This is a genomic window from Deinococcus yavapaiensis KR-236 (assembly GCF_003217515.1).
Lineage (GTDB): Bacteria > Deinococcota > Deinococci > Deinococcales > Deinococcaceae > Deinococcus_A > Deinococcus_A yavapaiensis.
The window spans coordinates 118,952-142,020 of sequence record NZ_QJSX01000008.1 but is presented as its reverse complement, the minus strand read 5'-3'; the positions used below and the strand labels follow the sequence as shown (position 1 = coordinate 142,020).

At 64.2% G+C, this 23,069-nt stretch carries 25 protein-coding genes and 1 other RNA gene; 15 read left to right on the top strand and 11 right to left on the bottom strand.

The window, feature by feature from the left end:
- Positions 1-3: 3 nt before the first annotated feature.
- Both mntA and mntC read right to left on the bottom strand, forming a co-directional pair.
- Positions 4-762: a manganese ABC transporter ATP-binding protein MntA gene (gene mntA, locus DES52_RS11580; RefSeq protein WP_245900945.1), complete on the bottom strand. Its 759-nt coding sequence runs from the start codon at positions 760-762 to the stop codon at positions 4-6.
- Positions 759-1,640 carry a manganese ABC transporter substrate-binding protein MntC gene (mntC, locus tag DES52_RS11575; protein ID WP_110886969.1) on the bottom strand — a complete coding sequence of 294 codons (882 nt, stop codon included), beginning with the start codon at positions 1,638-1,640 and terminating at the stop codon, positions 759-761. Before mntC ends, mntA begins: the two co-directional genes overlap by 4 nt.
- A gap of 207 nt (positions 1,641-1,847) precedes the next feature.
- Between mntC and rpmB the strand changes: the two genes are divergently transcribed.
- Together rpmB and DES52_RS11565 are read left to right on the top strand one after the other, a co-directional pair.
- Positions 1,848-2,081, top strand: coding sequence for a 50S ribosomal protein L28 (gene rpmB, locus DES52_RS11570; RefSeq protein ID WP_110886968.1), 234 nt, complete (start codon positions 1,848-1,850; stop codon positions 2,079-2,081).
- 86 nt (positions 2,082-2,167) lie between these two features.
- Positions 2,168-3,637 carry a serine hydrolase gene (locus tag DES52_RS11565; protein ID WP_170131019.1) on the top strand — a complete coding sequence of 490 codons (1,470 nt, stop codon included), beginning with the start codon at positions 2,168-2,170 and terminating at the stop codon, positions 3,635-3,637.
- Between the two features lie 266 nt (positions 3,638-3,903).
- Here the strand turns inward: DES52_RS11565 and DES52_RS11560 are convergent, their stop codons facing one another.
- Entirely contained in the window at positions 3,904-4,968 is a 1,065-nt protein-coding gene (locus DES52_RS11560; protein WP_110886966.1) for a DNA topoisomerase IB, read from the bottom strand.
- Positions 4,969-5,090: 122 nt separating this feature from the next.
- Between DES52_RS11560 and DES52_RS11555 the strand changes: the two genes are divergently transcribed.
- The gene (locus DES52_RS11555) at positions 5,091-5,447 is read left to right on the top strand and encodes a 2Fe-2S iron-sulfur cluster-binding protein (RefSeq protein WP_110886965.1); all 357 of its coding nucleotides are present in this window, start codon (positions 5,091-5,093) and stop codon (positions 5,445-5,447) included.
- On the opposite strand, the gene DES52_RS11550 is transcribed toward DES52_RS11555, so the two are convergent.
- Positions 5,435-5,617 (bottom strand): hypothetical protein, encoded by a 183-nt coding sequence (locus DES52_RS11550; protein ID WP_110886964.1) that lies wholly within the window; start codon positions 5,615-5,617, stop codon positions 5,435-5,437. The two genes, DES52_RS11555 and DES52_RS11550, sit on opposite strands and share 13 nt — an antisense overlap.
- 76 nt (positions 5,618-5,693) lie before the next feature.
- Here DES52_RS11550 and DES52_RS11545 point away from each other — a divergent pair, with 76 nt between their 5' ends.
- The 4 genes from DES52_RS11545 to DES52_RS11530 all read left to right on the top strand — a co-directional run bounded on the left by DES52_RS11545 (position 5,694) and on the right by DES52_RS11530 (position 10,346).
- The gene (locus tag DES52_RS11545; protein WP_170131018.1) at positions 5,694-6,740 is read left to right on the top strand and encodes an LptF/LptG family permease; all 1,047 of its coding nucleotides are present in this window, start codon (positions 5,694-5,696) and stop codon (positions 6,738-6,740) included.
- Positions 6,737-7,828: an LptF/LptG family permease gene (locus tag DES52_RS11540; protein WP_110886962.1), complete on the top strand. Its 1,092-nt coding sequence runs from the start codon at positions 6,737-6,739 to the stop codon at positions 7,826-7,828. The genes DES52_RS11545 and DES52_RS11540 overlap by 4 nt, the downstream gene beginning before the upstream one ends.
- 148 nt (positions 7,829-7,976) lie before the next feature.
- Positions 7,977-8,216, top strand: a complete 240-nt coding sequence (locus DES52_RS11535) for a hypothetical protein (protein WP_110886961.1) — start codon at positions 7,977-7,979, stop codon at positions 8,214-8,216.
- 78 nt (positions 8,217-8,294) lie between these two features.
- Positions 8,295-10,346 (top strand): prolyl oligopeptidase family serine peptidase, encoded by a 2,052-nt coding sequence (locus DES52_RS11530; RefSeq protein ID WP_211317915.1) that lies wholly within the window; start codon positions 8,295-8,297, stop codon positions 10,344-10,346.
- A 54-nt stretch (positions 10,347-10,400) separates the two neighbouring features.
- On the opposite strand, the gene lon is transcribed toward DES52_RS11530, so the two are convergent.
- The 5 genes from lon to DES52_RS11505 form a co-directional block, all read right to left on the bottom strand.
- Positions 10,401-12,830 carry an endopeptidase La gene (gene lon / locus DES52_RS11525; protein ID WP_110886960.1) on the bottom strand — a complete coding sequence of 810 codons (2,430 nt, stop codon included), beginning with the start codon at positions 12,828-12,830 and terminating at the stop codon, positions 10,401-10,403.
- Between the two features lie 97 nt (positions 12,831-12,927).
- Positions 12,928-14,124 (bottom strand): ATP-dependent Clp protease ATP-binding subunit ClpX, encoded by a 1,197-nt coding sequence (gene clpX / locus DES52_RS11520; protein ID WP_110886959.1) that lies wholly within the window; start codon positions 14,122-14,124, stop codon positions 12,928-12,930.
- Complete coding sequence (gene clpP, locus DES52_RS11515; RefSeq protein WP_110886958.1) at positions 14,117-14,734, bottom strand: ATP-dependent Clp protease proteolytic subunit; 618 nt, start codon at positions 14,732-14,734, stop codon at positions 14,117-14,119. The genes clpX and clpP overlap by 8 nt, the downstream gene beginning before the upstream one ends.
- Before the next feature lie 97 nt (positions 14,735-14,831).
- An RNA gene (gene ffs, locus DES52_RS11510) (signal recognition particle sRNA small type) lies at positions 14,832-14,930 on the bottom strand.
- 139 nt (positions 14,931-15,069) lie between these two features.
- Positions 15,070-15,867 carry a peptidylprolyl isomerase gene (locus DES52_RS11505; protein ID WP_110886957.1) on the bottom strand — a complete coding sequence of 266 codons (798 nt, stop codon included), beginning with the start codon at positions 15,865-15,867 and terminating at the stop codon, positions 15,070-15,072.
- A gap of 77 nt (positions 15,868-15,944) precedes the next feature.
- On the opposite strand from DES52_RS11505, the gene cmk reads away from it, so the two are divergent.
- From cmk to DES52_RS11490, 3 genes are all read left to right on the top strand, one after another.
- The gene (gene cmk, locus DES52_RS11500; protein WP_110886956.1) at positions 15,945-16,565 is read left to right on the top strand and encodes a (d)CMP kinase; all 621 of its coding nucleotides are present in this window, start codon (positions 15,945-15,947) and stop codon (positions 16,563-16,565) included.
- Positions 16,562-17,149 (top strand): lysophospholipid acyltransferase family protein, encoded by a 588-nt coding sequence (locus DES52_RS11495; RefSeq protein WP_110886955.1) that lies wholly within the window; start codon positions 16,562-16,564, stop codon positions 17,147-17,149. The genes cmk and DES52_RS11495 overlap by 4 nt, the downstream gene beginning before the upstream one ends.
- Before the next feature lie 307 nt (positions 17,150-17,456).
- Positions 17,457-17,840, top strand: a complete 384-nt coding sequence (locus tag DES52_RS11490; protein ID WP_110886954.1) for a Fur family transcriptional regulator — start codon at positions 17,457-17,459, stop codon at positions 17,838-17,840.
- A gap of 62 nt (positions 17,841-17,902) precedes the next feature.
- On the opposite strand, the gene DES52_RS11485 is transcribed toward DES52_RS11490, so the two are convergent.
- Positions 17,903-18,571, bottom strand: coding sequence for a response regulator transcription factor (locus DES52_RS11485; RefSeq protein WP_110886953.1), 669 nt, complete (start codon positions 18,569-18,571; stop codon positions 17,903-17,905).
- 130 nt (positions 18,572-18,701) lie between these two features.
- Positions 18,702-19,736 (bottom strand): AfsR/SARP family transcriptional regulator, encoded by a 1,035-nt coding sequence (locus DES52_RS11480; protein WP_110887045.1) that lies wholly within the window; start codon positions 19,734-19,736, stop codon positions 18,702-18,704.
- Positions 19,737-19,863: 127 nt separating this feature from the next.
- Here DES52_RS11480 and rpsF point away from each other — a divergent pair, with 127 nt between their 5' ends.
- The 5 genes from rpsF (at position 19,864) to DES52_RS11455 (ending at position 22,855) form a co-directional block, all read left to right on the top strand.
- Positions 19,864-20,172 carry a 30S ribosomal protein S6 gene (rpsF, locus tag DES52_RS11475; RefSeq protein ID WP_110887044.1) on the top strand — a complete coding sequence of 103 codons (309 nt, stop codon included), beginning with the start codon at positions 19,864-19,866 and terminating at the stop codon, positions 20,170-20,172.
- Positions 20,173-20,323: 151 nt separating this feature from the next.
- The gene (locus DES52_RS11470) at positions 20,324-21,199 is read left to right on the top strand and encodes a single-stranded DNA-binding protein (RefSeq protein WP_110886952.1); all 876 of its coding nucleotides are present in this window, start codon (positions 20,324-20,326) and stop codon (positions 21,197-21,199) included.
- A gap of 60 nt (positions 21,200-21,259) precedes the next feature.
- Positions 21,260-21,523 (top strand): 30S ribosomal protein S18, encoded by a 264-nt coding sequence (rpsR, locus tag DES52_RS11465; RefSeq protein ID WP_110886951.1) that lies wholly within the window; start codon positions 21,260-21,262, stop codon positions 21,521-21,523.
- Entirely contained in the window at positions 21,520-21,966 is a 447-nt protein-coding gene (gene rplI, locus DES52_RS11460; protein ID WP_110886950.1) for a 50S ribosomal protein L9, read from the top strand. Before rpsR ends, rplI begins: the two co-directional genes overlap by 4 nt.
- Positions 21,967-22,105: 139 nt before the next feature.
- Positions 22,106-22,855, top strand: a complete 750-nt coding sequence (locus DES52_RS11455) for a metallophosphoesterase family protein (RefSeq protein WP_110886949.1) — start codon at positions 22,106-22,108, stop codon at positions 22,853-22,855.
- Positions 22,856-23,069: the final 214 nt, after the last annotated feature.

Genomic DNA, 23,069 nt, shown 5'->3' with positions numbered 1-23,069 from the left:
ACCTCAAGCTTCCGCGTGCGTGTGACCGAGGTGGCTGCTGGAGAAGGTCGCTTCGACGTTGCTCGGCGTGTACACCTCGCTCGGGATGCCCTGTGCGACTACGCGGCGGTTGACGAGCACGAGTCGGTCGGCCCAGCGGGCGGCCTCCTCCAAGTCGTGCGTGACGAGCAGCACGCCACGACCTCGCTCGGCCTGCTCGCGCAGCAAGGCCATTACCTTCGCGCCGGTCGCCGCGTCGACCCCGGTGAGCGGTTCGTCGAGCAGCAGCAAGTCCGCTTCGCGGGCCAGCATGCGCGCGAGCAGGACGCGCTGGCGCTGGCCGCCGCTGAGGTCGGAGACGGGCCGTCGCGCGAGGTTCAGCACTCCCGTCGCCGTCAGCGCGTCCTTCACGATCTCGCGGTCGCGCCCGCGAGGCAAGCGCAGCCAGCCGAGGCGTCCGGTGCGGCCCATCATCGCGACGTCCCACACCGTGAGGGGAAACGTCCAGTCCAGAGTCTGCTGCTGAGGCACGTACGCGATGGCGTCGCGCGGCTTGGCGGCGATCGCCGCGTCGAAGGCGAGGGTGCCGTCGCTCGTCGGTACGAGGCCGAGCAGGGCCTTGAGCAGCGTGCTCTTCCCTGCTCCGTTCGGCCCGATGATGGCGACGCACTCTCCACGGTGAAGCGAGAGCGTGGCGTGCTCGAGCGCCACATGTGATCCGTAGCGAACGCCGAGATCGCGCGCGGCGAACAATTCGGTGCCGAGAGCGGACGCGGCGGTCACTTGAGGGCGCTCACGATCGTGTCGACGTTGAAGCGAAAGGCTTTGAGGAACGTGTCGCCGCTCGAACCGCTCGAACCGAGCGCGTCGGTGTACAGGGGCGGCGCGATCTTCGCCCCCGTCTCTCGGGCGATGTTCTGCGCGAGGCGCGGATTGACGGTGTTCTCGGTGAAGATAGCCTTCACGCCCGTCTTGCCGATGGCGTCGATGAGCCGGGCAGTTTCACGGGCGCTGGGCTCCTGCTCGGTCCCACGTCCCGGGAAGACTTCGCCGACGAGCTTGAAGCCGTAGCGGTCGGCGAAGTAGCCGAGGGCGTCGTGGTTCGTGACGAGCAGACGTCGCGCGGCGGGCAACGTGGCGACCTTGCGCTTGGCGTAGGCATCGAGGTCGCGAAGTCGCTTGACGTACGCGGCGGCGTTGGATGCGTACACCGATCGGCCCGCCGAATCGAGGGACGTCAAAGTGTCTCGAATTTTGTCGACGTAGCGCGCCGTGTTGTCCAAATTCCACCACGCGTGCGGATCTTTGTCGGCGCGTCCCTGCCCACCGGAGGCGCTTCGAAGCGACAAGCCGTTCGTGAGGATGACGACGCGCGTCTTCGAGTCGACGGTGTTGCGAAGCTGCTCGAACCAAGGTTCGAAGCCCGAGCCGTTTTGAAAGACGACGCGCGCTCCGGCGAGCGCCCGAATGTCGCCCGTGCTGAGCTGGAAGGTGTGGACGTCCGCGTTCGGGGGAACGAGGTTGCTGACGTTCACGCGCTTGCCGCCGACGACCCGGACGAAGTCGCCGAGGATGCTGAACGTCGCGACCACGCGAAGCGGAGCGCTTTGCGCGGCGGCCGCGCTCAGCAGCAGCAGGGTGAGGATAGGCAGGGGGCGCATGGAAACTCCTTCGGCGAACGCCAATCGCGATATTGATAACGCAATTGCATTAAGAAGTCAATGACGCCAACCTTGCGACGCGGCGGCAGGCAGAGCATCGAGAGCCGAGGCGAGACAAACAGCACCAAATCTGATACACTTTCCCCTTGGTTGCCCTCGCGGCAAAGGTTGGCCCCTACTCGTCAGCGGGCGCAAGGAGTGAGAACTATGGCGAAAAAGTGCTTCGTTACGGGCAAGAGCAGCATGGTCGTGAACAGCGTCACTCGACGCGGTAAAGCCAAGGCGCAAGGTGGCGTGGGTCGCAAGACCACGGGCATCTCCAAGCGTCGTCAGCACGCGAACTTGCAAAAGAAGACCGTCCTCGTGGACGGCGAAGTCAAGCGCGTGTGGATTTCCACGAAGGCGCTGCGTCGCCTTCCCGAGAACATCCAAATTCTCTGACGCACGGCGTCGACGAATCCGGCTCTTCTCCGAGCCGGATTTTTTCATGTCGATTCGACGACGCGTGAGGCATGATGAGACTCAACATGCGTCATCTTCACCTCGTCTTTACCGCGCTGCTGTTGTCCGTCGCTTCGGCCACGACCCCCACGCCTCCCGTCGCCGCCCCCAGTGCCGTCGCCGTCACGCAACGTGTCGGGCAGCACGACGGCTACACCCGTCTCGTTCTCGATCTGCCGATCACGTCACCGACTTACCGCGTCGAGCCAACGTCGAACGGCCTGAGGATCGTGTTCGACACGCTTTTGAGCGAGGCGCCCGCCGTCACGAGCCGCGAAGTGAAATCCGCTCGGCTCTCGAGCGAAGGCAGCGGGTCGGTGTGGACCATCGAGACGTTCCTTCCGCTGAACGGCGCCTTCCAAGTTTCGCTGATCGCCGGGACGGGCACCTCGCCGGAAGGCGCGCGACTCGTAGTCGACCTCGGACCGGGCGTCCTGAACGCGACGGCGTCCACGCCAGCAACGGCGTGCGTCACGAGTCGTACGGGCGTTTTGACCTTGAGCGCACCCGCCGCCAAGAACCTCACGGGAGAACTCGGCCTGTACGTGGCCGTCATCGATCCTGTCACCGCCCAGCCTCTTCGAGCGATCGTGCGCAACGCGGACGCGCAGTTTCCCCTCGCGAGTTCGTACAAGGGCCCGTTGCTGTGGGCGGTGCTGCGCGAAGTGGACGCGGGACGCCTCAAGCTCTCGGATCGGCTCGTCACGGACGACGCCAACCGCAGCCTCGGCGCCTTTCCGAAGGGAGCGAACGATGTCGCGACCCTGCTGCGCCTCATGATTTCGCGCAGCGACAACACCGCGACGGACCTCTTGCATCGCCGCATCGGCCTCGAGAAGCCACAACTGCTCGCCGACGAGCTGGGGTTGTGCCGCACGAGGCTTCTGCTCCCCACCAAGACGTGGTGGACCGCGCAGGCGGGCCTCAGCAAGGAGTTTCCACGTGAGAACCTCAAGAACGCCGCCGCCCGTTTCGCGAGCGCGCCACGCGAAGAGCAGCTCAAGCTCGCCCGTTCCCTCGACGCGACCGCCAAGACGCTTCAGGCGAACACCGTGGAGTCGGCGCTGGACCGCTACTTCGCGAGCAAGGTGTACTCGCCCGACATCGACCGCGACACTCAAAACGCCTCCACGCCCTTCGAGTTCGCCACGCTCCTCGCTCACGAGCATCTCAAGAGCGGCCTCTCGCTCGGCGCGCAAGAGTTCTTGCGCGACACGCTCAAGCTCGGCTGCTGCGAAAAGCGCGCCTTCGGCCCGTTCTCGTACTTCGGGGGCAAGGGTGGCAGCGGATGGCGCATTCTCACGATGACGGGTTACCTGGAGCTTCCGAGCGGCGAGCACATCGTGTACGCGTTCATGAACCACGGATCGGCAAAGACCGTCAACACCCTCTCGGACATCCCGGCGGCCTTCGAGTGGATCAACACGGCGATCGGTCAACTCGTGCCGCAAGCGGCGGCGAAGCGTTCAGGAGCGGTTCAGGCTCGTCGGCCTTGAGAGGAGTCGGTTCAGCGCGGCGAGGATAGACGCGCCCGAGCAAGCGGCGACGCCAACACGACCACCTTCTCGATTGGCGCGGCGAACCGAGTAGGTGACGTGGCGCGGGAGCGCTGCTGTTGGAAAGTTGCCGAATGGTGGGCGAAGCGAACTCGGCCCCGCACGTTTCCAGGAGCGGCCTGTCGCCGAAACCCCGCCGCGAATGACGGGGCCTTCCGACTCACCTTCAGCCACTCCGCCTTTTCCCTTGAGGCCGCTCTCGACGATCAGTCGGCGGCCTGCTCGCTTGGCACCACGAGTTTGCGGCCGCGACGTTTGGGCTTGAACTCCTCGTCGAGCATGCGCGCCAGCGCTTGTTCGGAGCGGGACAGTCCCTCGAGGGCGTTGGCTTGTTCGCGCGACGTGCGCGGCTCGTAGTCGTCGAGCACCTTGCCTTCGAAGTAGCGGTCGAAAATCACGGGGCAGACGTAGTGCGCCCGCACGACCGCCGGAGTGTTGCCGAGATCCTCCGCGACCGCCTTGAGGCAAGCCACGACGACTTTGCGCGCCTCGCGCTCGCTGTCGGCGACGCCCGCCTCGGCGAGGTACTCGGCGGCGAGAAGCGTGCCTCCCCACGTGCGAAAGTCCTTGGCCGTGAACGGCCCCATCACGTCACGCAAGTACGCGTTGAGGTCGCCCGACTTCAAGCGAACGACCGCCCCGTCCTCGTCCACGTACTTCCACAAGTGCTTGCCGGGCAAGTCGAGGATCTTTTGAACATTCGCGGCGAGGGTGGCGTCGGTGGTCGCCTTGTGCTGCCAAATGCCGTGTTTGCCTTTGAACTTGAACTCCACGACCTTCCCGTTCACCTTCACGTGCCGTTCGTGCAATGTCGAAAGGCCGAACGTCTTGTTCTTCGCGGCGTACTCCTCGGACCCGACGCGAAAGTGCGCGACGTACAGCACGCGCGTCATGAGCGCGAGCACCTTGCGCTTCGGCAAGCCCGGGCGGCGCAGGTCGGCGCTCGTGAGCTGCCGAACTTGCGGCAGGGCGCGCGCGAACTGGGCGAGGCGCTTCCACTTGCGCGTCGCGCCTTCCTGGAGAAAATCGGAATGGTAGCGGTACTGCAACCGCCCCGCCGCGTCGCGGCCGAACGCTTGCAATTCCGCGTCCGGGTCGGGCGACACGAACACGTCCGTGTAGCCGGGCGGCACGGCGAGTTTCGCGATGCGCGCGAGCGCCGCCTCGTCCGCGAGCTCGGTTCCGTCAGGATAGAAGTACCGGAACTCGCCTGCCTTCTCGCCTTCTCGACGCAAGTACTCTTCTTGCAGCAATTCCGTGCGTGACGTCATGTTCCGAGCGTAGAGAACGACGAGGCTCGGCGGGTTCTACGCGGCATAGAGGAAGCTTCAGCCAGCGATTGTGTGGCATTCAGAAAGGAAGTGGAGGTGTCGCGCGGCGTACACTCCTCGGCATGCCGACCCTTGACGTGGCTGGATACGGAAGCTTCGAAGTCGAATCAGACGTGCGCCTCGTGCTCGCCTTGGAGCGCGCGGGCGTGGACATTTTGCATCGCTGCGGCGGGCAGGCTCGCTGCACGACGTGCCGCGTCGAGTTCACGAGCGGCGAACCCGAGCGAATGACGGTCGCCGAGCGTGCCGTGCTGGAAAGCAAGGGATTGCTGGGTACGGCGCGCTTGTCGTGCCAGATGACGTGCGACCGCGACATGACGCTGCGCCCCGTGCAAACGACCGCGAACTCCGGCTTGGAGCCCGGAAAGGCTCCGGCCGAAGGCATCGAGCCCGAGCCTCAGTGGATTCAACCGTCTTGAATCGACTCGTCCGGCGTCCATCCCAACCCCGCCAGGATGCGGTTTCTCGGCCAAGCGATGAGACGCTGCAAGTCTCGTAAGGCCGTCTCGAATTCGGGCGTGTCGGGCTTCGCTTCGCGCAAGTTCCGCCACGCCTCGTTGCGCCGCCTCAGAAAGTCCTTGTCGGGCATGACGACAGTCTAGGCCGACGCGTATGCGCGCGATTCGCGCAGCACTCTTCATCTTCGGCACTCTAAAATGTCGGGCGTGCCGAGGCTCGCCTGGTCCATCGCCCGTGAAGTCGTGCCGCTGTACGCGGTCGGCTTCCTCCTCTTCCTGCTGCTTTCCACGACCGACCTCATGAGCACCATCGCGGGGTTCATGCTACGCAGCCAAACGCCGCCCCTGCTTGCCTTGGAGTTCTACGTGAACTACCTCCCGACGATTCTCGGGCGCATCCTTCCCGCCGCCGTCGTGTTCGCGGTGCTCATCGCGTTCGGACGCATGGCGAAGGACAGCGAGTTCAAGGCGATCGCGGCGGCGGGTGTCCGCCCTCTCAGCATGCTGTGGCCGCTCGGAGTCATCGGCCTCGTCGTGACCGGCCTGACGTTCGTCAACGCGAACGTCATCGCGCCCGACAGCAACGTTCGCATGCTCTCGGCTTGGTACCGCATGTACAACTCGGTGCCGCAAGTGCCCAACGAGAAACGCTACGCGCACCGCGAAGGCGATTCGTTCTTTTACGCGGGCACCGTCCAGACCGATCCCAAGGTCGCCACCAAAGCTTTGCTGCAAGGAATCCTCGTGCAGCAGACGGGCGTGACGTACACCGCGTCCACCGGCTCGTGGGACGCGGCTCGCCAGACGTGGACGCTCGACGGGTATTGGGAGACGCGCGACGGCGGATCCCCGACGTACGTGCCGCAGCCGCGTGAATTCAAGCAAGGCGACGTCTTGCGGCCCGCCACCAAGCCTCCCGAGCAACTCGGCCTCGCGCAGTTACGCGCCAAGGCCGCCGACACGTCGCAAGACGTGCGCGATCTGCGCGCCGCGCGCTTCGAGTTGTACCGACGCTTCGCCGATCCGTTCGCCGCGCTGGGATTCGCGCTCGCGGCGGGCGCCCTCGGATTGCTGCTGCCTAATCGCGCGTGGGCCTTCGCGAGCGTGGTGCTGCTGATCCTCGGAACGTACATCGTGTGGAGCCTCATGCCACAGCTCGTCCGGGTCGGCTCGATCTCCGAGATGACGGCGGCTTGGCTTCCGAGCGTGCTGCTGCTCCTCTTCGCGCTCGGCATGTCGTGGAGGCTGCGATGACGCGCGTCACACGCTACGTCCTCGCCGAGATCCTGCCGCTGCTCGCGGGGGGTACGGTCGCCGTGATTTTGTTCTTTTTGCTGGGCGCGTTGTACGACGTTCTCGCACCGCTCATTGCGAAGGGAGCGGCGCCGCTGCTCGTCGCGCAACTCGCCGCGTATGCCGTGCCGCTCGGGCTCTCGACGGGCTTGCCGCTCGGATTGCTGTTCGCCGTGCTGCTGGGCTTGTCACGGCTCGCGTCCGATTCGGAGCTCAAGGGCTTGTCCGCCGGCGGCTTTTCCGCCACGCGGCTGTTGTGGCCGTTGTTGGGTTTGGCGCTGCTCGTCGCGGTCCTGAGCTTCCTCAACGGCGAGACGCTCGTGCCGCGCGCCGCCGTCCAAGCTCAGCAGACGGGCCGCGAGATCCTGCTCGACAATCCGCGCGTGCTGGGTTTGGATCAAGCGAAGACCGTCTTGCGCGACGCCCTCGGCCGCGCTTACAGCTTCGACCGCGTGCTGGACGACGGGCGGTTCGAAGGCGTGCGGATCGTGCAGACCGAGGAAGGCGGGCCGCCGAAGGAAGTGTTCACGGCGGCACGCGGACGCGTCGATCTCAAGACGGGAACCCTGCGCCTCGAGGACGGTCAGCGTGTCACGTACCAAGGCGCGCAACCCATCATGATCATGACGTTCTCGTCCGTCGATTTGCCCGTGCAGGACCTTCAAGCGAACTTGCAAGTCGGCAATTCCTCGCTCGCCCCGGTGAACTTGTCGCTCGCCGAGTTACGAACGCGCATCACGGAAGTCAAGAAGAACGGCGGAGTGGCCTACTTGGAGGCGACGGCGCTGCAACGCAAGTTCGCGCAGCCGCTCGCCGCTCTGGCCTTCGCGTTCTTCGGGGTGGCCCTGGCGCTCTTCTCGTTTCGTAGTGGCACGAGCGTCGGCTTCGTGTGGGTGGTGCTGTTGACCTTCGCGTACTACGCGACGTCCAGCGTCTTTCGCGTGATGGGCGAGCAAGGCGCGCTCGACCCGGCTCTCGCCGCGTGGGCGCCCAACTTGCTGTACCTCGCGGCGGGCGGCGGCTTGTTGATCGCCGCTCATCGGCGTTGAGACCTAAAAAACTGTTGAACGTCGAGCCATTTCGCTGGTCACGAAGTCTTACACGAAGGCGCGCAAGGTTAATGAATACGGTTTGAAAAGTAAAACTGCGTTAACTCGCAGTCATGAAGCAGCACGCACGCCTACACTTGGGTTGCTCATGGAACGCCCCCCGCTCGACATCGTTGCACTGCGTTTGTGTCACTGCCGCGCCGAGCGCGCCTCTACCGAAGGCGCCTTGCACCTCGCCGTCCTGCATTACCGCCAGTGTCTCGAAGCTGCCGAGCGCCGCGAAGACGCGCAGGCCATTCAATTTTTCGCCTTGAAGCTCGGCGAGACGTACGAGCGCATGGGTCTGCACGACAAAGCCGCGAACTTCAAGGCTTTCGCAGAAGTCTGACGCCAAACGAGCCGTGCGTGAACGACCCCTCAGTCGTTCACGCACGGCTCGTTTGGCGTCCGCCTGTATGCTGGGCGGGTGACGATCACCCGCCTTCCCTATCCCTCCGCGCCGCGTGGCGACCAGGTCGACGACTACCACGGCACCACCATCCCCGATCCTTACCGCCCGCTCGAAAATCCCAACAGCGCCGAGACGAAAGCGTGGGTGGAAGCGCAAAATCGCCTCACCTTCGCGTACCTCGCTGGCATTCCCGAGCGGGACCGCTTGCGCGAACGCCTCACGGCGTTGTGGAACTACCCGAGGAACGGCGTGCCGTGGCGACGCGGCGGCAAGCTCTTCCGCTTCAAGAACACCGGCTTGCAGAATCAGGACGTCCTGTTCGTTTCCGACGAGCGCGGTGAACGCGAACTTCTCGACCCGAACGGATTCAGCGACGACGGCACGGCGTCGCTGCGCAACCTCTCGGTGAGCCGAGACGGACGATTTCTCGCGTACGCCGTCAGCCAAGGAGGATCGGATTGGCAGACGTGGTTCGTGCGCGACGTCCAGACGGGTGAGGACCTGCCCGACAAGCTCGAGCTCAGCAAGTTCAGCGGGGCGGCGTGGTTGCCTGACGCGAGCGGCTTTTATTACGGTCGCTACCCCGCGCCGAGCGAAGGAGAAGCGCTGACGAGCGCGAACTACGGGCAGCAGTTGTACTTGCACCGTCTCGGCACGCCTCAAGCGCAAGACGAGCTCGTGTACGAGCGTCCCGACGATCCCGAGCGCGGCTTTCACGCGAGCGTCACGCACGACGGTCGCTACCTCGTTTTGACGACGTGGAAGGGCACGAGCCCGAAGAGCCTCCTCGCCGTTCGTCCCCTCGAGTCGACTGGTGACTTCGTGGAGCTCGTGTCGTCGTTCGAAGCGATGTACGCGTTCGTCGGAAGCGACGGCAGTACGTTCTACGTGCAGACGGACGCGAAGGCTCCGCTCGGAAAGCTCGTGTCGATCGACGTGACGCGGCCCGAGCGAGGCTGGCAGGACGTGATCGCCGAAAGCGAGCACAAGTTGGTGAGCGTCGACTTGGCGCAAGGCGAGCTCTTGGCGCTTTACGAGGCGGACGCGACGCACCGCTTGCGCCGCTTTACCCGCCGGGGTGCCTTCGTGGCCGACGTCGAATTGCCCGCCCTCGGCACCGTGACGACCGTCAACACCGAGCCCGACGAGTCCGAGGCTTTCTTCGGCTTCGCCTCCTTTCTCTTCCCGACGACTTCGTATCGCCTCGACCTCGCGGCGGGAGAAGCGACCGCGCTCGAAACGCCTGCGATGCCCTTCGACGCCTCGCGCTACGAGACGCGCCAAGAATTCGTGGTCAGCAAGGACGGCACGCGCGTCCCGATGTTCCTCGTGCACAAGAAGGGCTTGGCGCTCGACGGCTCGAGTCCGACCTTGCTGTACGGTTACGGAGGCTTCGGCGTCTCGCTCACGCCCAGCTTCGCCGTGACGCGCCTACCGTGGCTGGAGATGGGCGGCGTGCTCGCCGTGGCAAACTTGCGGGGCGGCGGCGAGTATGGCGAGACGTGGCACGAAGCGGGCACCGTGCACGGAAAGCAAAACGTCTTCGACGACTTCATCGCCTGTGCCGAGCACCTCGTCATCTCGGGCGTCACGCGCCCTGACAAGCTCGCCATTCAAGGAGGCAGCAACGGCGGCTTGCTCGTCGGCGCGTGCATGACGCAGCGCCCCGACTTGTTCGGCGCTTGCCTTCCGGCCGTGGGCGTGCTGGACATGCTGCGCTTCCATAAATTCACGATCGGTTGGGCGTGGGTGAGCGACTACGGCTCCAGCGACGATCCCGAGCAGTTCGAGACGTTGTTGAAGTACAGCCCTGTGCACAACGTCGTGCCGGGTACCTGCTATCCGCCGACGTTCGTCACGACCGGAGACCACGACGACCGCGTCGTCCCGGCCCACTCGTACAAGTTCACGGCGGCCTTGCAAGCCGCGCAAGGCTGCGACGCTCCGATCCTGATTCGCGTGGAGACGAAGGCGGGCCACGGGCAAGGCAAGCCGACGAAGTTGATCATCGAGGAAACGGCCGACGTCTTGGCGTTCCTCGTGCGCGCGCTTCAACTCGAGCTGTAAGCCGATACGAACGCCCCCTCTCCCTTGGAGGGGAGAGGGGGCCGGAGGCGGAATTTACGCGCCCGGCTGGGTCACGTCGCGTCCCGCGAAGGGGGGCGGCGTGGTCGGCTGTTCGGGCAAGGGCAAGAGGACGAGGTCGAGGACTTGCGAAACGTTCTCGACGGGGTGAATCGTCAATTCGCCGCGAATGCTTTCCGGCACGTCTTGCAAGTTCGGCTCGTTGTCCTGCGGCACGATGACGGTGCGGATGCCGCCTTGGTGCGCGGCGAGGAGCTTCTCCTTCACGCCGCCGATCGGCAAGACCTTGCCGCGCAGCGAGATTTCGCCGGTCATGGCGATGTCCATGCGGGCGGCGCGGCCCGTGATGGCGGACGTGACGGCCGTGGCGATCGTGATGCCCGCGCTGGGACCGTCCTTCGGCGTGGCGCCGTCGGGGAAGTGGACGTGCAAGTCGAGCTTCTTGTAGAACTCGGGGTCCGCGCCGTACTTCTCGGCGTTGGCGCGCAAGTACGCCACGGCGGCTTGCACCGACTCCTTCATGACGTCTCCGAGGGAGCCCGTCATGTTGATCTTGCCGCTGCCCGGCGTCGCGAGGGCTTCCACGACGAGCATCGTGCCGCCGACCGAGGTCCACGCGAGACCTTGCGCGGTGCCGACTTGCGGTTCCTTCTCCATGCGCTCGGGGCGGTGCAGGGGCACGCCGAGGTAGTGAGGAACGTCCGTCGCGTCGATGACCTTCAAGCCGTCCCACGGTTGCTCGAGCAGTTCACGCGCCGCCTTGCGGGCGACCTTGGAAATCTGGCGGTCGAGGTTGCGCACGCCCGACTCGGCAGTGTACTCCTCGACGACGCGCGTGAGGGCGGCGTCCGTGATCTCCACGCGGCCTTCGAGGCCGTGCGCCTTGAGTTGCCGCGGCACGCGGTACTTCCGGGCGATGGCGACCTTCTCGGGCATGGTGTAGCCGGGAATCTGGATGACTTCCATGCGGTCGAGCAGGGGACGCGGAATCGTTTGCAGAGAGTTCGCCGTCGTGATGAACATCACTTGGCTGAGGTCGTACGGCACTTCCAGGTAGTGATCTTGGAAGGTGTGGTTCTGCTCGGGGTCGAGGACTTCGAGCATGGCGCTCGACGGATCGCCGCGCCAATCGCTCGACATCTTGTCGATTTCGTCGAGCAGCATGATGGGATTGACGACGGCCGCCGTCTTCATGCCTTGGATGATGCGGCCGGGCATGGAGCCGATGTACGTGCGGCGGTGGCCGCGAATCTCGGCTTCGTCACGCACACCGCCGAGGGCCATGCGGACGAACTTGCGGTTGAGCGAGCGAGCGACGCTCTTACCGAGCGACGTCTTGCCGACGCCCGGAGGGCCGACGAGGCACAAGATCGGGGCGCGCAGTTCGCGGTCCTCGGGTCGGTCCTCGGCTTTGGCTTGGTCACCTTCGACCGAAGCTTGAGGCTTGTGGGTGAGTTGGCGTACGGCGAGGAACTCGAGGATGCGCTCTTTGACGTCTTCGAGGCCGTAGTGGTCCTCGTCGAGAATGTCACGGGTGCGCTTGATGTCGAGAACTTCCTCGTCGCGCTTGCTCCAAGGCGTGTCGAGCAACCAGTCGATGTAGTTGCGAATGACGGTGCCTTCGGGGCTGCCGCCGGGAGTGCGCTCCAAGCGTTGCAGTTCCTTGAGGGCCTTGTCCTTGACGTTGGCGGGCATGCCGGCCGCTTCGATCTTCTCGCGCAGCGCTTCGACTTCGGCAGGGCCGTCCTCGCCGCCGCCGAGCTCTTTGGAGATGGCCTTCATCTGCTCTCGCAGGTAGTACTCGCGTTGATTTTGGTCCATCTGCTCTTTGACGCGGCTGGAGATGCGCTTGTCCATGTTGAAGCGCTCGAGCTCGCGGCCGAGGAGCGTGACGACCTTCTCGATGCGGGCCGTGATGTTGACGAGTTCGAGGATGTTTTGCTTGTCCTCGACGCTCCACGTGGCGTGGTGCGCCATGGTGTCGGCGGCGAGACCGGCGTCCGTCATGGTGCGAATCGCGTCGACTTGGTAGTTGTCGAGGCGTAAGTTCTTGTTTTGGCGCACGTACTCTTCGAAGGCCGTCTTCGCTTCCGCGAGGAACACCTCCGTTTCGCGCTTGTCGCCTTCCTCGCGGGGCAGCGTTTCGGCGCGCACGCGCAGGTACGAGGACGGAACGGTTCCGGCGACTCGCGCGCGCTCTTGCGCTTCAACCAGGACTTGCAAGGTGGAGTCGGGCAGACGCACGACTTGCTTGATGACGGCGAGCACGCCGAGATCGAACATCTCGCCGAGGGTGGGGTCGTCCGTGCGTTGATCACGTTGGGTGAGCAGGAGCACGCGGCGATCGGAAGCTTGCGCCTCGTCGATGGCCCGCTTGCTCTTCGCACGCCCCACGTCGATGTTGGTGGTGGTGCCAGGTAGCACCACGGTGCTTCTCAGTGCGATTACGGGAAGTTCCCAGATCATTGCTCTCCTAGAGGTGGGTGGAATGATAAAGAATAACCCCACCGGTATGCACGAATTGTAAGCACCGGTGAGGCAAATGGCTGTAATTTAAGTTGCTTTAAGCAGACTTCTTGAGTCCCTTTGACTCAATTGCCTTGAGGGGTTGGTCGAGATTCTCCACGTCGAAGTGGATGTGCGACAGACCGTCGAGCGGCAACTCGAACAGAAGGTCGGTCATCGCCTTTTCCAGCACGGCGCGCAGCCCGCGCGCGCCCGTACCGCGCGCTTTCGCGCGCCGTGCCACTTCACGCAGCACCGCTTCCGTGAACTCCAAGCGCACGTTCTGGAAGCCGAACAGGGTCTCGTACTGACGCGCGATCGCACCGTTGGGCTCGGTCAGAATGCGCACCAGCGCCTCCTCGTCGAGATCCTGCAATTGCACGACCAGCGGCAGACGTCCCACGAACTCCGGAATGAGCCCGAACTTCACGAGGTCCTCGGGGATGAAGCGCAAGTCCGTCGTCTCCTCGCCCTTGAGCTCGCGGCCGAAGCCGAGCGAGCGCACGTTCGCGCGCGAACGCGCGAGCTCGTCGAGACCGTCGAATGCGCCGCCCACGATGAAGAGGATGTTCTTCGTGTTCACCTGCACGAGTTCCTGCTGCGGGTGCTTGCGGCCACCTTGCGGCGGCACTTGGCTCACCGTGCCCTCGATGATCTTGAGCAGCGCCTGCTGCACGCCTTCGCCCGACACGTCGCGCGTGATGCTCGTGCCTTCGGACTTGCGCGCGATCTTGTCGATCTCGTCGATGTAGATGATGCCTCGCTCGGCCGCCTCCACGTCGTACTCGGCGGCTTGCAGCAAACGCACGATGACGTTTTCGACGTCGTCGCCGACGTAGCCCGCCTCCGTCAAGGTCGTGGCGTCCGCGATCGCGAACGGCACTTCCAGCATCTCGGCGAGGCTTTGCGCCAACAGCGTCTTGCCCGTTCCCGTCGGACCGATCAGCAAGATGTTCGACTTGCCAAGGTGCGCGTCAGGATGGGCGAGTCGCTGGTAATGGCTCACGACCGCCACGGCGAGCGCCTTCTTCGCTTCATCCTGCCCGATCACGTACTCGTCGAGGTACGCCTTGATGTCGCGCGGACTTGGCAGTTCGGAAAGGTCGAAGCCGCCACTGCCGGGCTTGCTCGCCTTCACGAGTTCGTGCGCGCGCTCGGCGCACTCGTTGCAGATGAACGCGGCGCGCGAAGGCGCCTCGATCAGTTGAGCGATCTGCGGATACGAGCGGCCGCAGAAAGAGCAACGGTCAGCCATCGGAGACCCCCACTTCCATGCCCGTGTCACGCACGTGCTCCACCACCGAGTCGATCAGACCGTACGCCTTGGCTTCCTGCGGATTCATGAAGTAATCGCGCTCCATGTCGCGCGACAGCTTCTCGCGCGGCGCGGTCGTGTGCTTCTCGTAGAGGTCGAACATCCGGTCGCGCAAGTACAGCACTTCGCGCGCCTGCACTTCGAGGTCGGGCGTGTTGCCGCGAAAGCCCGCGCTGCCTTGGTGAATCATGATGCGGCTGTTGGGAAGCGCGAAACGCTTGCCCTTGTCGCCCGCCATGAGGATGACGCTCCCCATGCTCATGGCGATGCCGACGCAGATCGTAGAGATCGGCGCCTTGATGTACTGCATCGTGTCGTAGATCGCCAGACCCGCGTACACCTCGCCGCCCGGGCAGTTGATGTACAACTGGATCTCGCGCTCGGGATTCTGGCTTTCGAGCAGCAGCAGCTGCGCCACGATGGTATTCGCGACTTGGCTGTCGATCGGCGTGCCGAGGAAGATGATGCGGTCCTTGAGTAGACGCGAGTAGATGTCGTACGTCCGCTCGCCGCGCCCCGTCTGCTCGATCACGTATGGAATGACGCTCATGCGGGCATTATCGCACGGGATTCGCGTTTGAACGTGCAAGCGCACATAAGCGGGAAGTTCCTACCCGAACGGGGGGGCAGGCTCAGGCAATAAAAAAGCATTGCCGGTAAGCAGCGGCACCCAACGATCATCCCTTATGGCTGCTGCCTTCCGGCCCTGACCAGGTTCGAGCGTCGCCGCTGCGCTGCGCCAGCAATGCGAAGGAAGTGTAGCACGAAAAAATTCGCTTGTCGCAACGCAACGTCTCCCCGCGAAGGGGAGACGGAAATGGGCCGTGGCGTCCTCGACGTCGGAGGCGCTTCGCTCAGGGCGAGCTCTCGCGCCGCCGATCGACTTCAGCTCTTGTTCTTCGTGACGATGTACACGTCGAGCATCTTGTCGGGCGTGCCCTCGGCGGGCGCCTCGTACTTCTTGATCTTGTCGAGAACGTCGAGGCCTTGCACGACCTTGCCGAACACCGTGTACTGCCCGTCGAGATTGGAGGCGGGCGCCAGCGTGATGTAGAACTGGCTGCCGCCCGAGTTCGGATCTTGCGCGCGCGCCATGCCCATGACGCCCTTCTCGTCGAAGTTGTACTTCGTGCGGACTTCCAAAGGAATTTCGTAGCCCGGGCCGCCTTGCCCCCAAACGTTGCGGTCGGTCTTGAGGGTGTTCGGATCGCCGCCCTGCACGACGAAGCCGTCGATCACGCGGTGAAAGGCGATGCCGTCGTAGAAGTGGTTTCGCGCGAGCCACACGAAGGAGTTGACGGTCGTGGGAACGTCCTCGTAGAGGTCGATGACCATCTGCCCTTGCGTCGTGTCGATGACGGCGGCGTAATCCTTGCCGTCTTGGAGTTGATACGAAGGCTCGGACTTGAACGTACGCACGGGCTTTGCGCTGACGGCGGCGACGCGCGTGTACCCGGAGGGAACGGCGCCGGGCTTCGCCGCGGCCGCTTCGGTGGTCTTGTTGGCGTTGGTGGCGACGTTCTCCAGCGCCTCGGCGGCCGTCTTGGGTTCGGTCTCGTCCGTCTTCGACGCCTCGCTGGTCGTCTTCGTGGACGTGTCACTGCTGCTGTCGGAACTGGCGTTGTCGTTGCGGCAGCTCAGCAACATCAAAGGCATGAGGGCGAGCAGAGCAATCTTCTTCACGTTTCGCAGTTTAGCGCGCGGCGAATGAAAAGCGGCGAAGTGTCCGGGCCCCTCCGTCAGGCTCTACAATCGGGCTCGTGATAGTGACGATCGACGGTGTGGCCGCCTCCGGAAAGTCCAGCGTCGCCGCTCGCGTAGCGCGCGAACTCGGCGTTCCCTTCGTGAGCAGCGGCCTGCTTTACCGAGGCGTGGCGCGTCTGTGTCTGCGCGAGCATGTCAATCCCGACGACGAGGACGCGTTGCTCGACCTCGTGCGTCGCTGCCCCTTGGACTTACGGCCACGCGAGCAAGGCAACGAGATATGGTGCGGTCACCAAGACCTCACCGGCGAACTGCACACCCACGAAGTCGACGAGACCGTTTCTCACGTCGCGAAGCATCCTCGACTGCGTGACTGGGTGAACGAGCAACTGCGGCACGTGCAGGGCTCGTTCGTGGTGGAGGGACGTGACATGGGAACGGCCGTATTTCCGCAGGCGAACGCCAAGTTCTACCTCACGGCGAGTCCGCGCGTGCGAGCGCAGCGGCGCGTGCAGGAGCGTGACGAGGACATCGGCGAGGTCGAGGCGGCGTTGCGTCTGCGCGACGAGAAGGACGCGGCGCAGTCCGCGCCCGCGCGCGACGCGGTGCTGATCGACACGTCGAACCTCAGCCTCGACGACGTCGTCGCCAACGTCCTCCGGGCGGTGCGCGCATGACGAAGACCGACGTTCCAACCGCCAAGGCCCCGACGGTCAACCCGTTCATGTACGCCCTCGTCTGCTTCACGACGGGCATTCCCATCTACCTGCAAGGAACGCTGCACGTGGAAGGCCGCGAGCACGTGCCCTTGACGGGCCGCGTCATCGTCGCGGGAAACCACGAGTCGGGCCTCGATCCGTTCGTCATCGCGCAGGCGTTGCCCAAAGAGCGCAAGGTGCAGTTCATGGCCAAAAAAGAACTCTTTCAAAACCCCGTGCTGCGTTACGTCATCGGGACGGGCGGAAGCTTTCCGGTGGACCGAGAAGGCAACGACGTCGGCGCGGTTCGAACGGCGTTGAGAATCTTGCAAGCCGAAGGCATGGTCGGCATCTTCCCCGAGGGCACGCGGGGCGGCACGGAGTTGCACGGCGGTGTGGCCCTCATCGCCCTCAAAGCCAAGGCGCCGATCGTGCCCGTGAGCGTCGCGAAGGTGAAGCGACGCTGGCTCGTACGGTTCGGCGCCCCGATTCCGCCCGAGGGCCGAATCAGGGAGTTGACCGAACGCGTCGGGCGAACCATCGCCGAGCTCAGGCCGACCTGAACACCATGCCCGGAGGTGCAAGCGCGCTTCCGATTTCTGCGGCGCATCTTTCAGCGCTGGCCGAGTGCAACCGCATTCTTCGGGTCGAAGCGGACTGGTGCCGTCTATCGAGGCAGCCGCGGTTTATGACGGGACCACGATGTGGTCCACGTCGCGCCGCTTCAGAGCGCCAACGCACACCGCGTTCCTTGGAATGAAGCTTCACCGCTCAAGCGAGACCTTCCGAGGGCCGCTTGACGAGGAGGGCGAGGAGACCCCGCTCGGCGCGCATCCTGCTTCCGGAAGTCGGGTACGCTATTCTAAATCCATGAAAGTCGTGCGCCAAACTCGGCAACGTCAAGCGGTGCTGGAGGTGCTGCGCTCCACGCGAACACACCCGGACGCCGCGTGGGTCTTCCAGGAAGTGCGCCGCGCGATGCCGAACATCAGCCTCGGGACGGTGTACCGTTCGCTCGACGCGCTCGCGAGCGAAGGAGTCGTCATGGTGATCGAGCGTGCCGGAGAGCGCGCTCGGTACGATTACCGCCACGAGGATCACCATCACGTCGTGTGCCGAGGGTGCGGCGCGATTTTCGACGTGCCGCCCTCCTTGACGCCGCCCCTGCCCAGCGACCTCCCGTCAGGCTTCCGCGTGACGGAAGTGGTGCTGGAGTACCACGGGCTGTGCGAGAAGTGCCAGCAGGAGCATTGACGTGGCTAAAGCTGAGCGAGGGGGCTGTCACGGCCCCCTCGCTCAGCTTCGTCGCGTGAAGGTCAAGGGGTTTTGAGAGCGTAGCCGATGCCGCGGACCGTGCGAATGATGCCGTAGCCGTCGAGGTCGCGTAGTTTCGCGCGCATGTTCGCCATGTGCACGTCCACGACGTTCGAGTTGCTCGGAAGTTCGCCGTTCCACACTTCGCGCTCGATTTCGTCGCGTGAGTACACGCGCCCGGGCTGACGCGCGAGAAAGGTCAGCAAGTCGAATTCCTTCGGCGAGAGGCGCACCTCGTGCCCGTTGTAGTGGCACAAGCGTTTTTGTGGGTGAATTTCCAGCGCGCCGATCGTGATGACTTCGCCGTGCTGCTGGTGACGCAGTTGCACTTTCACCCGCGCGACGAGTTCCTCGGGGTGAAACGGCTTGGTGATGTAATCGTCGGCGCCTGCCTCCAGCAAGTTCACCTTGCGGTCGACGGCGTCCATGGCCGTCAAGATGATGATGGGCACCGAACTCGTTTTACGCAGACGACGTGCGATTTCCGCGCCGTCGAAGTCGGGCAGTCCAAGGTCGAGAATGACAAGGTCGGGGCTGTTCTCACGGGCGGATGTAAGGCCGGAAACGCCGTCGGGGGCGGTCAGGACTTTGTAACCCGCTTGTTCGAGTTCGTACTGAACGACCCGCGTGATGTCCAGGTTGTCTTCAATGAGCAGGATACGTTGTTCCATGCAAGTCGTCCTCCACTCCACGCGGTTGGAATCGCCACGCATCTTAATGAATGCTCTTAGGAGGCATGTAAGGCTATTCGGGGGCGAACCTTAATGCAAGCCGTGGCTAGAACCGCCAAGCGACCGCGCGTCACACGAGATCGGTCGTCCACCACGGCTCGCGGCGACGCGCGAGCTGAGCGCGCGGATCGCCGATTTCGCCCAGCGTCTTGGCGAGTCCTTCCCAATCGCGCTCGCTGAGCGGATCGAGGGTGAGGGCCTGCTGATGCAGCGCGGCCGCTTCACGCGTGCGGCCCGCCGCGTTCGCGAGGCTCGCGGCGAGGTTGAGGACCATCAGCTGCTTTTCTTCCAAGCGGTGGCGAACGTCTTCGCACCAATCGGAGTCGACGTCGGGAAGAAAGCGTCCGTACTGCGAGGCGACGTCGCGGGCATCCTCGAAGGACGTCGGCGCACGCAGCAAGGTTTCGACGCGCTCCTCGAAGCGGTGAACGTCGTACTTGAGGCTGAGGTCCGAGCTCAGCGCGTAGCGGCGGCTTTGGCTGACGACGGCGTCGGACGACAGCGAGCGGCGCAGACGGTGCAGCGTCGTGTGGAAGAGGCTGGACGCCCGCGACTCGTCCTTCTCGGGCCACAATGCCTCGGCCGCTTCCCAGCTCGTGACTTCCTTGCGCTCCACGAGCAGGAAGAAAAGCTCCATCGCCTTGCGTGACACCCACTGCACGCTTTCGCCTTTCCACAAGACGCTGCACGTGCCGAGAGCGCGTGCGTCGAGGTGCGTGGTGGGCACGACCTTCGCGCCGACGCGCCGCAGCCGCGCCTCGACGGCCGCCGTGAGATCGTGGGGAGTGAAGGGTTTGGGCAGGTAGTCGTCCGCGCCGAGGTTCATGCCGCGCCGCACGTCTTCGCGCTCGGCGTGACTCGACAACAGCATGAACGGCAGGTGCGACAACTCGGTGCGTTCGCGCAATTGCTCCAAAAACTCGTAGCCTGTCATGTAGGGCATGACGACGTCGGAGATGACGAGGTCAGGCGTTTCACGATCGAGCCACGCGAGGGCCTCCACAGGATGCGAGCAGGCATGTATGGTGTATCCCGCCCGCGCCAGGATGACACTGACGAGCTTGAGAATCGCGGCGTCGTCATCAACGACCAGGACACGCGGCATGTTTTCAGTGTAGCTCAGGGCCGCTGTCTTGCGAGCACCGACGTCGAAGCTGCACAAGTGGCGCCGAGTTTGCTAGAATCTTCGATCGTGCGCCGAGGTATCGCGCGCGCGGAAAGGAGGTGTAATGATGAACACGTACGACCTCAACCTGATCCTCAGCCCCAACCTTTCGGCCGATCAGGTCGTGACCGAGAAGGAGTACGTCGAGAACACCGTGAAGGCCGCTGGCGGCGAGATCGTGAACCTCGACGAGGCGGGCAACCGTCGCCTCGCGTATTCGGTCGAGAAGGACCGCGAAGGCTACTTCCTGTTCTACCAAGTCCACATGACGGGCAACCCGGAAAGAGCCGTGGCGAGCGTTTTGCGCTTGCGCGACAACATCCGCCGCGTGCTGGTGGTCAAGGACCGCCCCGAGTGGAAGACGAAGAAGGCCTGATTCCATCTCGAACGAAACCACTCTTGACGAAGCGGAACGTAGCAATTATGCTGGTAACGAAGCAGCTACATTCAATGTGCGCTTCATTGTTCGGGCCTAGCCTGTAACGCAATCGGACTCTAAGCACCCCTACTACGAAGGAGAAACAGACATGGCTCGAGGAATGAATCACGTGTACCTGGTCGGCGCTCTCGCTCGCGATCCTGAACTTCGCTACACCCCCAGCGGTGTACCGGTCTTCGAAGCGACCATCGCGGGAGAAGACCACGTCGTCGGCAACGACGGCCGTGAACGCAAGCTGCCCTGGTACCACCGCGTGTCCATTCTCGGCAAACCCGCCGAGTGGATCAGCGAGCGCAACCTCAAGGCGGGCGACGTCGTGATGGTCGAAGGTTCCCTGGACTACAGCTCCTGGGAAGACGCCCAGAGCGGTCAGAAGCGCAGTCAAGTGCGCGTCAAGGCGCAGCGCATCGAACAGATCGCGCCCAGCGCCGAGAACGTGCAGGACGCCGGAGGCGGCATTCGACTCGGTGGCGGCTGGAACGTCGTCATGGTGCTCGGCAACCTCACGCGCGACCCGGAACTTCGCTACACGCCCGGCGGTGACGCCGTGCTCGGAGTCGGCCTCGCCGTGAACGAGCAGTGGCGCGACAAAACGGGCAACCAGCAGGAGAAGACCCACTGGATCGACGTGACGCTGTGGCGAGAACTCGCCGAGGCGGCCGCGAATCTCAAGAAGGGCGATCCTCTGCTCGTCACCGGCCGCTTGATGAACGAAGCGTGGACGGACCGCGAAGGCAACAAGCGCAACTCCACCAAAGTAGAAGCGACGAAAGTCGAAGCTCTTACCCGAGGCGCGGGCACCGGCATGTCCGCAGCCACCCCGGCCATGACCCGTGAGACCACGAGGAGCACGGCCCGCCCGGCTGCCCCCAGCCGCGCGAACACGGGGTCCCGTTCGGGGAGCTTGGATATCGATCAAGGTCTCGACAATTTCCCGCCGGAAGAAGAAGACCTGCCGTTCTAACCCTCGCCGTCCAGGAGGTATTTGTCACCTTCGCGAGGGGACAGTCACAAGGAGTGTTACATGGCGACTGAACGCAAGACTCGGCCCAAGGGTCCGAAGCGTCCCCGCAAGCCCAAGGTCGATCCGTTCGCCATTGGCGAACTGGAAATCACCGATTACAAAGACGTCAAGATGCTGCGCCGCTTCGTGAGCGACACCGGCAAGATCTTGCCGCGCCGCCGCACGGGCCTCTCGGCCAAGAACCAGCGTCGTCTCGCCGGTACGATCAAGATCGCGCGTCAACTCGCCCTCTTGCCGTACACCGAGAAGTTGGTGCGCAAGTGAACGTCATTTTGCTCGAACCGGTCGCGAAACTCGGCACGACGGGCGACGTCGTGAAGGTCAAGCCCGGCTACGCGCGCAACTTCCTCGTGCCGCGCGGCCTGGCGCTTCCCGCCACAGAACGCAACCTCAAGAGCCTCGCTGGTCAGGTGCGCGTGCGTGAACGTCAGCTCGCCGCCGAGAAGGCGACCGCCGAAGCGCTCGCCGAGCGTCTGCAAGGCGCCAGTGTGAGCCTCAGCGTTCGCGCCGGCGAAGGCAAGATCTACGGCGCCGTGACCTCCAGCGACGTGGCCAGTGCGCTCACCGCGCAAGGCTTCGACGTGGACCGCCGCCGCCTCGACATGCCGAAGGCCATCAAGGAACTCGGCGAGTACGACGTCCAGTACAAGGCGCACCCGGAAGTGGTCATTCCGCTCAAGGTCGTCATCACCGCACAACAAGCGTAAAAACCAGCGCTTCCGGAGGGCCGCTCGTAGGAGCGGCCCTCCTTCTTTGACGCACCTCTGCAAAGTGCCGAGCGGCGTCATCACTCCCGATTGTCGATCTCGCCATGCCGAACGTGAAGGCGATGAGTACACTGCTTGCATGAAGGTGGCCGTCATCGCTGATTTGCACGCGAACCTGAGCGCGACGCTCGCTGTCCACGAAGACATCAAAAAGCGGGGGATCGGCGAAATCTGGATATTGGGAGATCTCGTCGGAAAGGGACCGAGGCCGCGCGAAGTCGTGGATTGGGTAGCAGAGTACGGCGCGCGCGTCGTGCAGGGAAATTGGGACGCGCGGGTCGCCGGGGCGAGTCACCGACCGCAAGACTTGTGGCCGCGCACGAAGCTCACGCCAGGACAACTCAGTTACCTCGCGACGCTGCCGTTCGCGTTCGAGGAGCGTCATTGCGGCTTGAGCTGGCGCTTTTTGCACGCCTCTGCCAAAAGCGTCTTTCACCGCCTGTATCCGCACGCCAGCCTCGCCGAGCAACTCGAGGCGTTCGAGCCGAACCCGGAGGCGGGTCTCGCCAATCGCGCGGACGCCTTGGTGTACGCCGATATCCACGAGGCGCTCATGCTGGACGTCGAAGGGCGGCCCCTCATGAACTGCGGCTCGGTCGGAAACCCGCTCGACTCGACCTTGGCGTGCTACCTCGTGCTGGAATTCGGCGCGTGCGGATACAGCGCGTCCTTCGTGCGTCTCGCGTACGACCGTGCGGGCGAGATCGCGGCGGCCGAAACGAGCGGAATGCCGTTCACGCGCGAGTACATCTTGGAGCTCATGACGGGCGCGTACCAAAAGCGCCGCTCGAGAGGCAGCCTGCTCGACGAGACGCAGGACGCGTCTTAGCCCACGAGGTGAAGTGGCGGGCATCGTCCGCGTGCTTTTCCAAAGTCCCGACCGCCCACCTCGAAGAGTTCGCCGCGTACGACGGCTCTTCGAGAAGCGCGGCGGACTCGGGACGATCTTGACCTTACCCTCGATGATGCAGAGGTCGTACCGACGAAGGCGCCGCGAGACCGTGACATGTCGCGTTTGTCCAAGCGGGCCGCGAAGCGCGAAG

Bases quoted from the DNA above. Each gene is read 5' to 3' on its own strand.
- DES52_RS11470 (WP_110886952.1), top strand. From the start codon at position 20,324: ATGGCTCGAGGAATGAATCACGTGTACCTGGTCGGCGCTCTCGCTCGC.
- rpsR (WP_110886951.1), top strand. From the start codon at position 21,260: ATGGCGACTGAACGCAAGACTCGGCCCAAGGGTCCGAAGCGTCCCCGC.
- mntC (WP_110886969.1), bottom strand. From the start codon at position 1,640: ATGCGCCCCCTGCCTATCCTCACCCTGCTGCTGCTGAGCGCGGCCGCC.
- DES52_RS11555 (WP_110886965.1), top strand. From the start codon at position 5,091: ATGCCGACCCTTGACGTGGCTGGATACGGAAGCTTCGAAGTCGAATCA.
- DES52_RS11490 (WP_110886954.1), top strand. From the start codon at position 17,457: ATGAAAGTCGTGCGCCAAACTCGGCAACGTCAAGCGGTGCTGGAGGTG.
- DES52_RS11480 (WP_110887045.1), bottom strand. From the start codon at position 19,736: ATGCCGCGTGTCCTGGTCGTTGATGACGACGCCGCGATTCTCAAGCTC.
- DES52_RS11560 (WP_110886966.1), bottom strand. From the start codon at position 4,968: ATGACGTCACGCACGGAATTGCTGCAAGAAGAGTACTTGCGTCGAGAA.
- DES52_RS11455 (WP_110886949.1), top strand. From the start codon at position 22,106: ATGAAGGTGGCCGTCATCGCTGATTTGCACGCGAACCTGAGCGCGACG.
- DES52_RS11550 (WP_110886964.1), bottom strand. From the start codon at position 5,617: ATGCCCGACAAGGACTTTCTGAGGCGGCGCAACGAGGCGTGGCGGAAC.
- DES52_RS11495 (WP_110886955.1), top strand. From the start codon at position 16,562: ATGACGAAGACCGACGTTCCAACCGCCAAGGCCCCGACGGTCAACCCG.
- DES52_RS11540 (WP_110886962.1), top strand. From the start codon at position 6,737: ATGACGCGCGTCACACGCTACGTCCTCGCCGAGATCCTGCCGCTGCTC.
- clpX (WP_110886959.1), bottom strand. From the start codon at position 14,124: ATGGCTGACCGTTGCTCTTTCTGCGGCCGCTCGTATCCGCAGATCGCT.
- clpP (WP_110886958.1), bottom strand. From the start codon at position 14,734: ATGAGCGTCATTCCATACGTGATCGAGCAGACGGGGCGCGGCGAGCGG.
- DES52_RS11565 (WP_170131019.1), top strand. From the start codon at position 2,168: ATGCGTCATCTTCACCTCGTCTTTACCGCGCTGCTGTTGTCCGTCGCT.
- lon (WP_110886960.1), bottom strand. From the start codon at position 12,830: ATGATCTGGGAACTTCCCGTAATCGCACTGAGAAGCACCGTGGTGCTA.
- DES52_RS11535 (WP_110886961.1), top strand. From the start codon at position 7,977: ATGGAACGCCCCCCGCTCGACATCGTTGCACTGCGTTTGTGTCACTGC.
- DES52_RS11485 (WP_110886953.1), bottom strand. From the start codon at position 18,571: ATGGAACAACGTATCCTGCTCATTGAAGACAACCTGGACATCACGCGG.
- rpmB (WP_110886968.1), top strand. From the start codon at position 1,848: ATGGCGAAAAAGTGCTTCGTTACGGGCAAGAGCAGCATGGTCGTGAAC.
- rpsF (WP_110887044.1), top strand. From the start codon at position 19,864: ATGAACACGTACGACCTCAACCTGATCCTCAGCCCCAACCTTTCGGCC.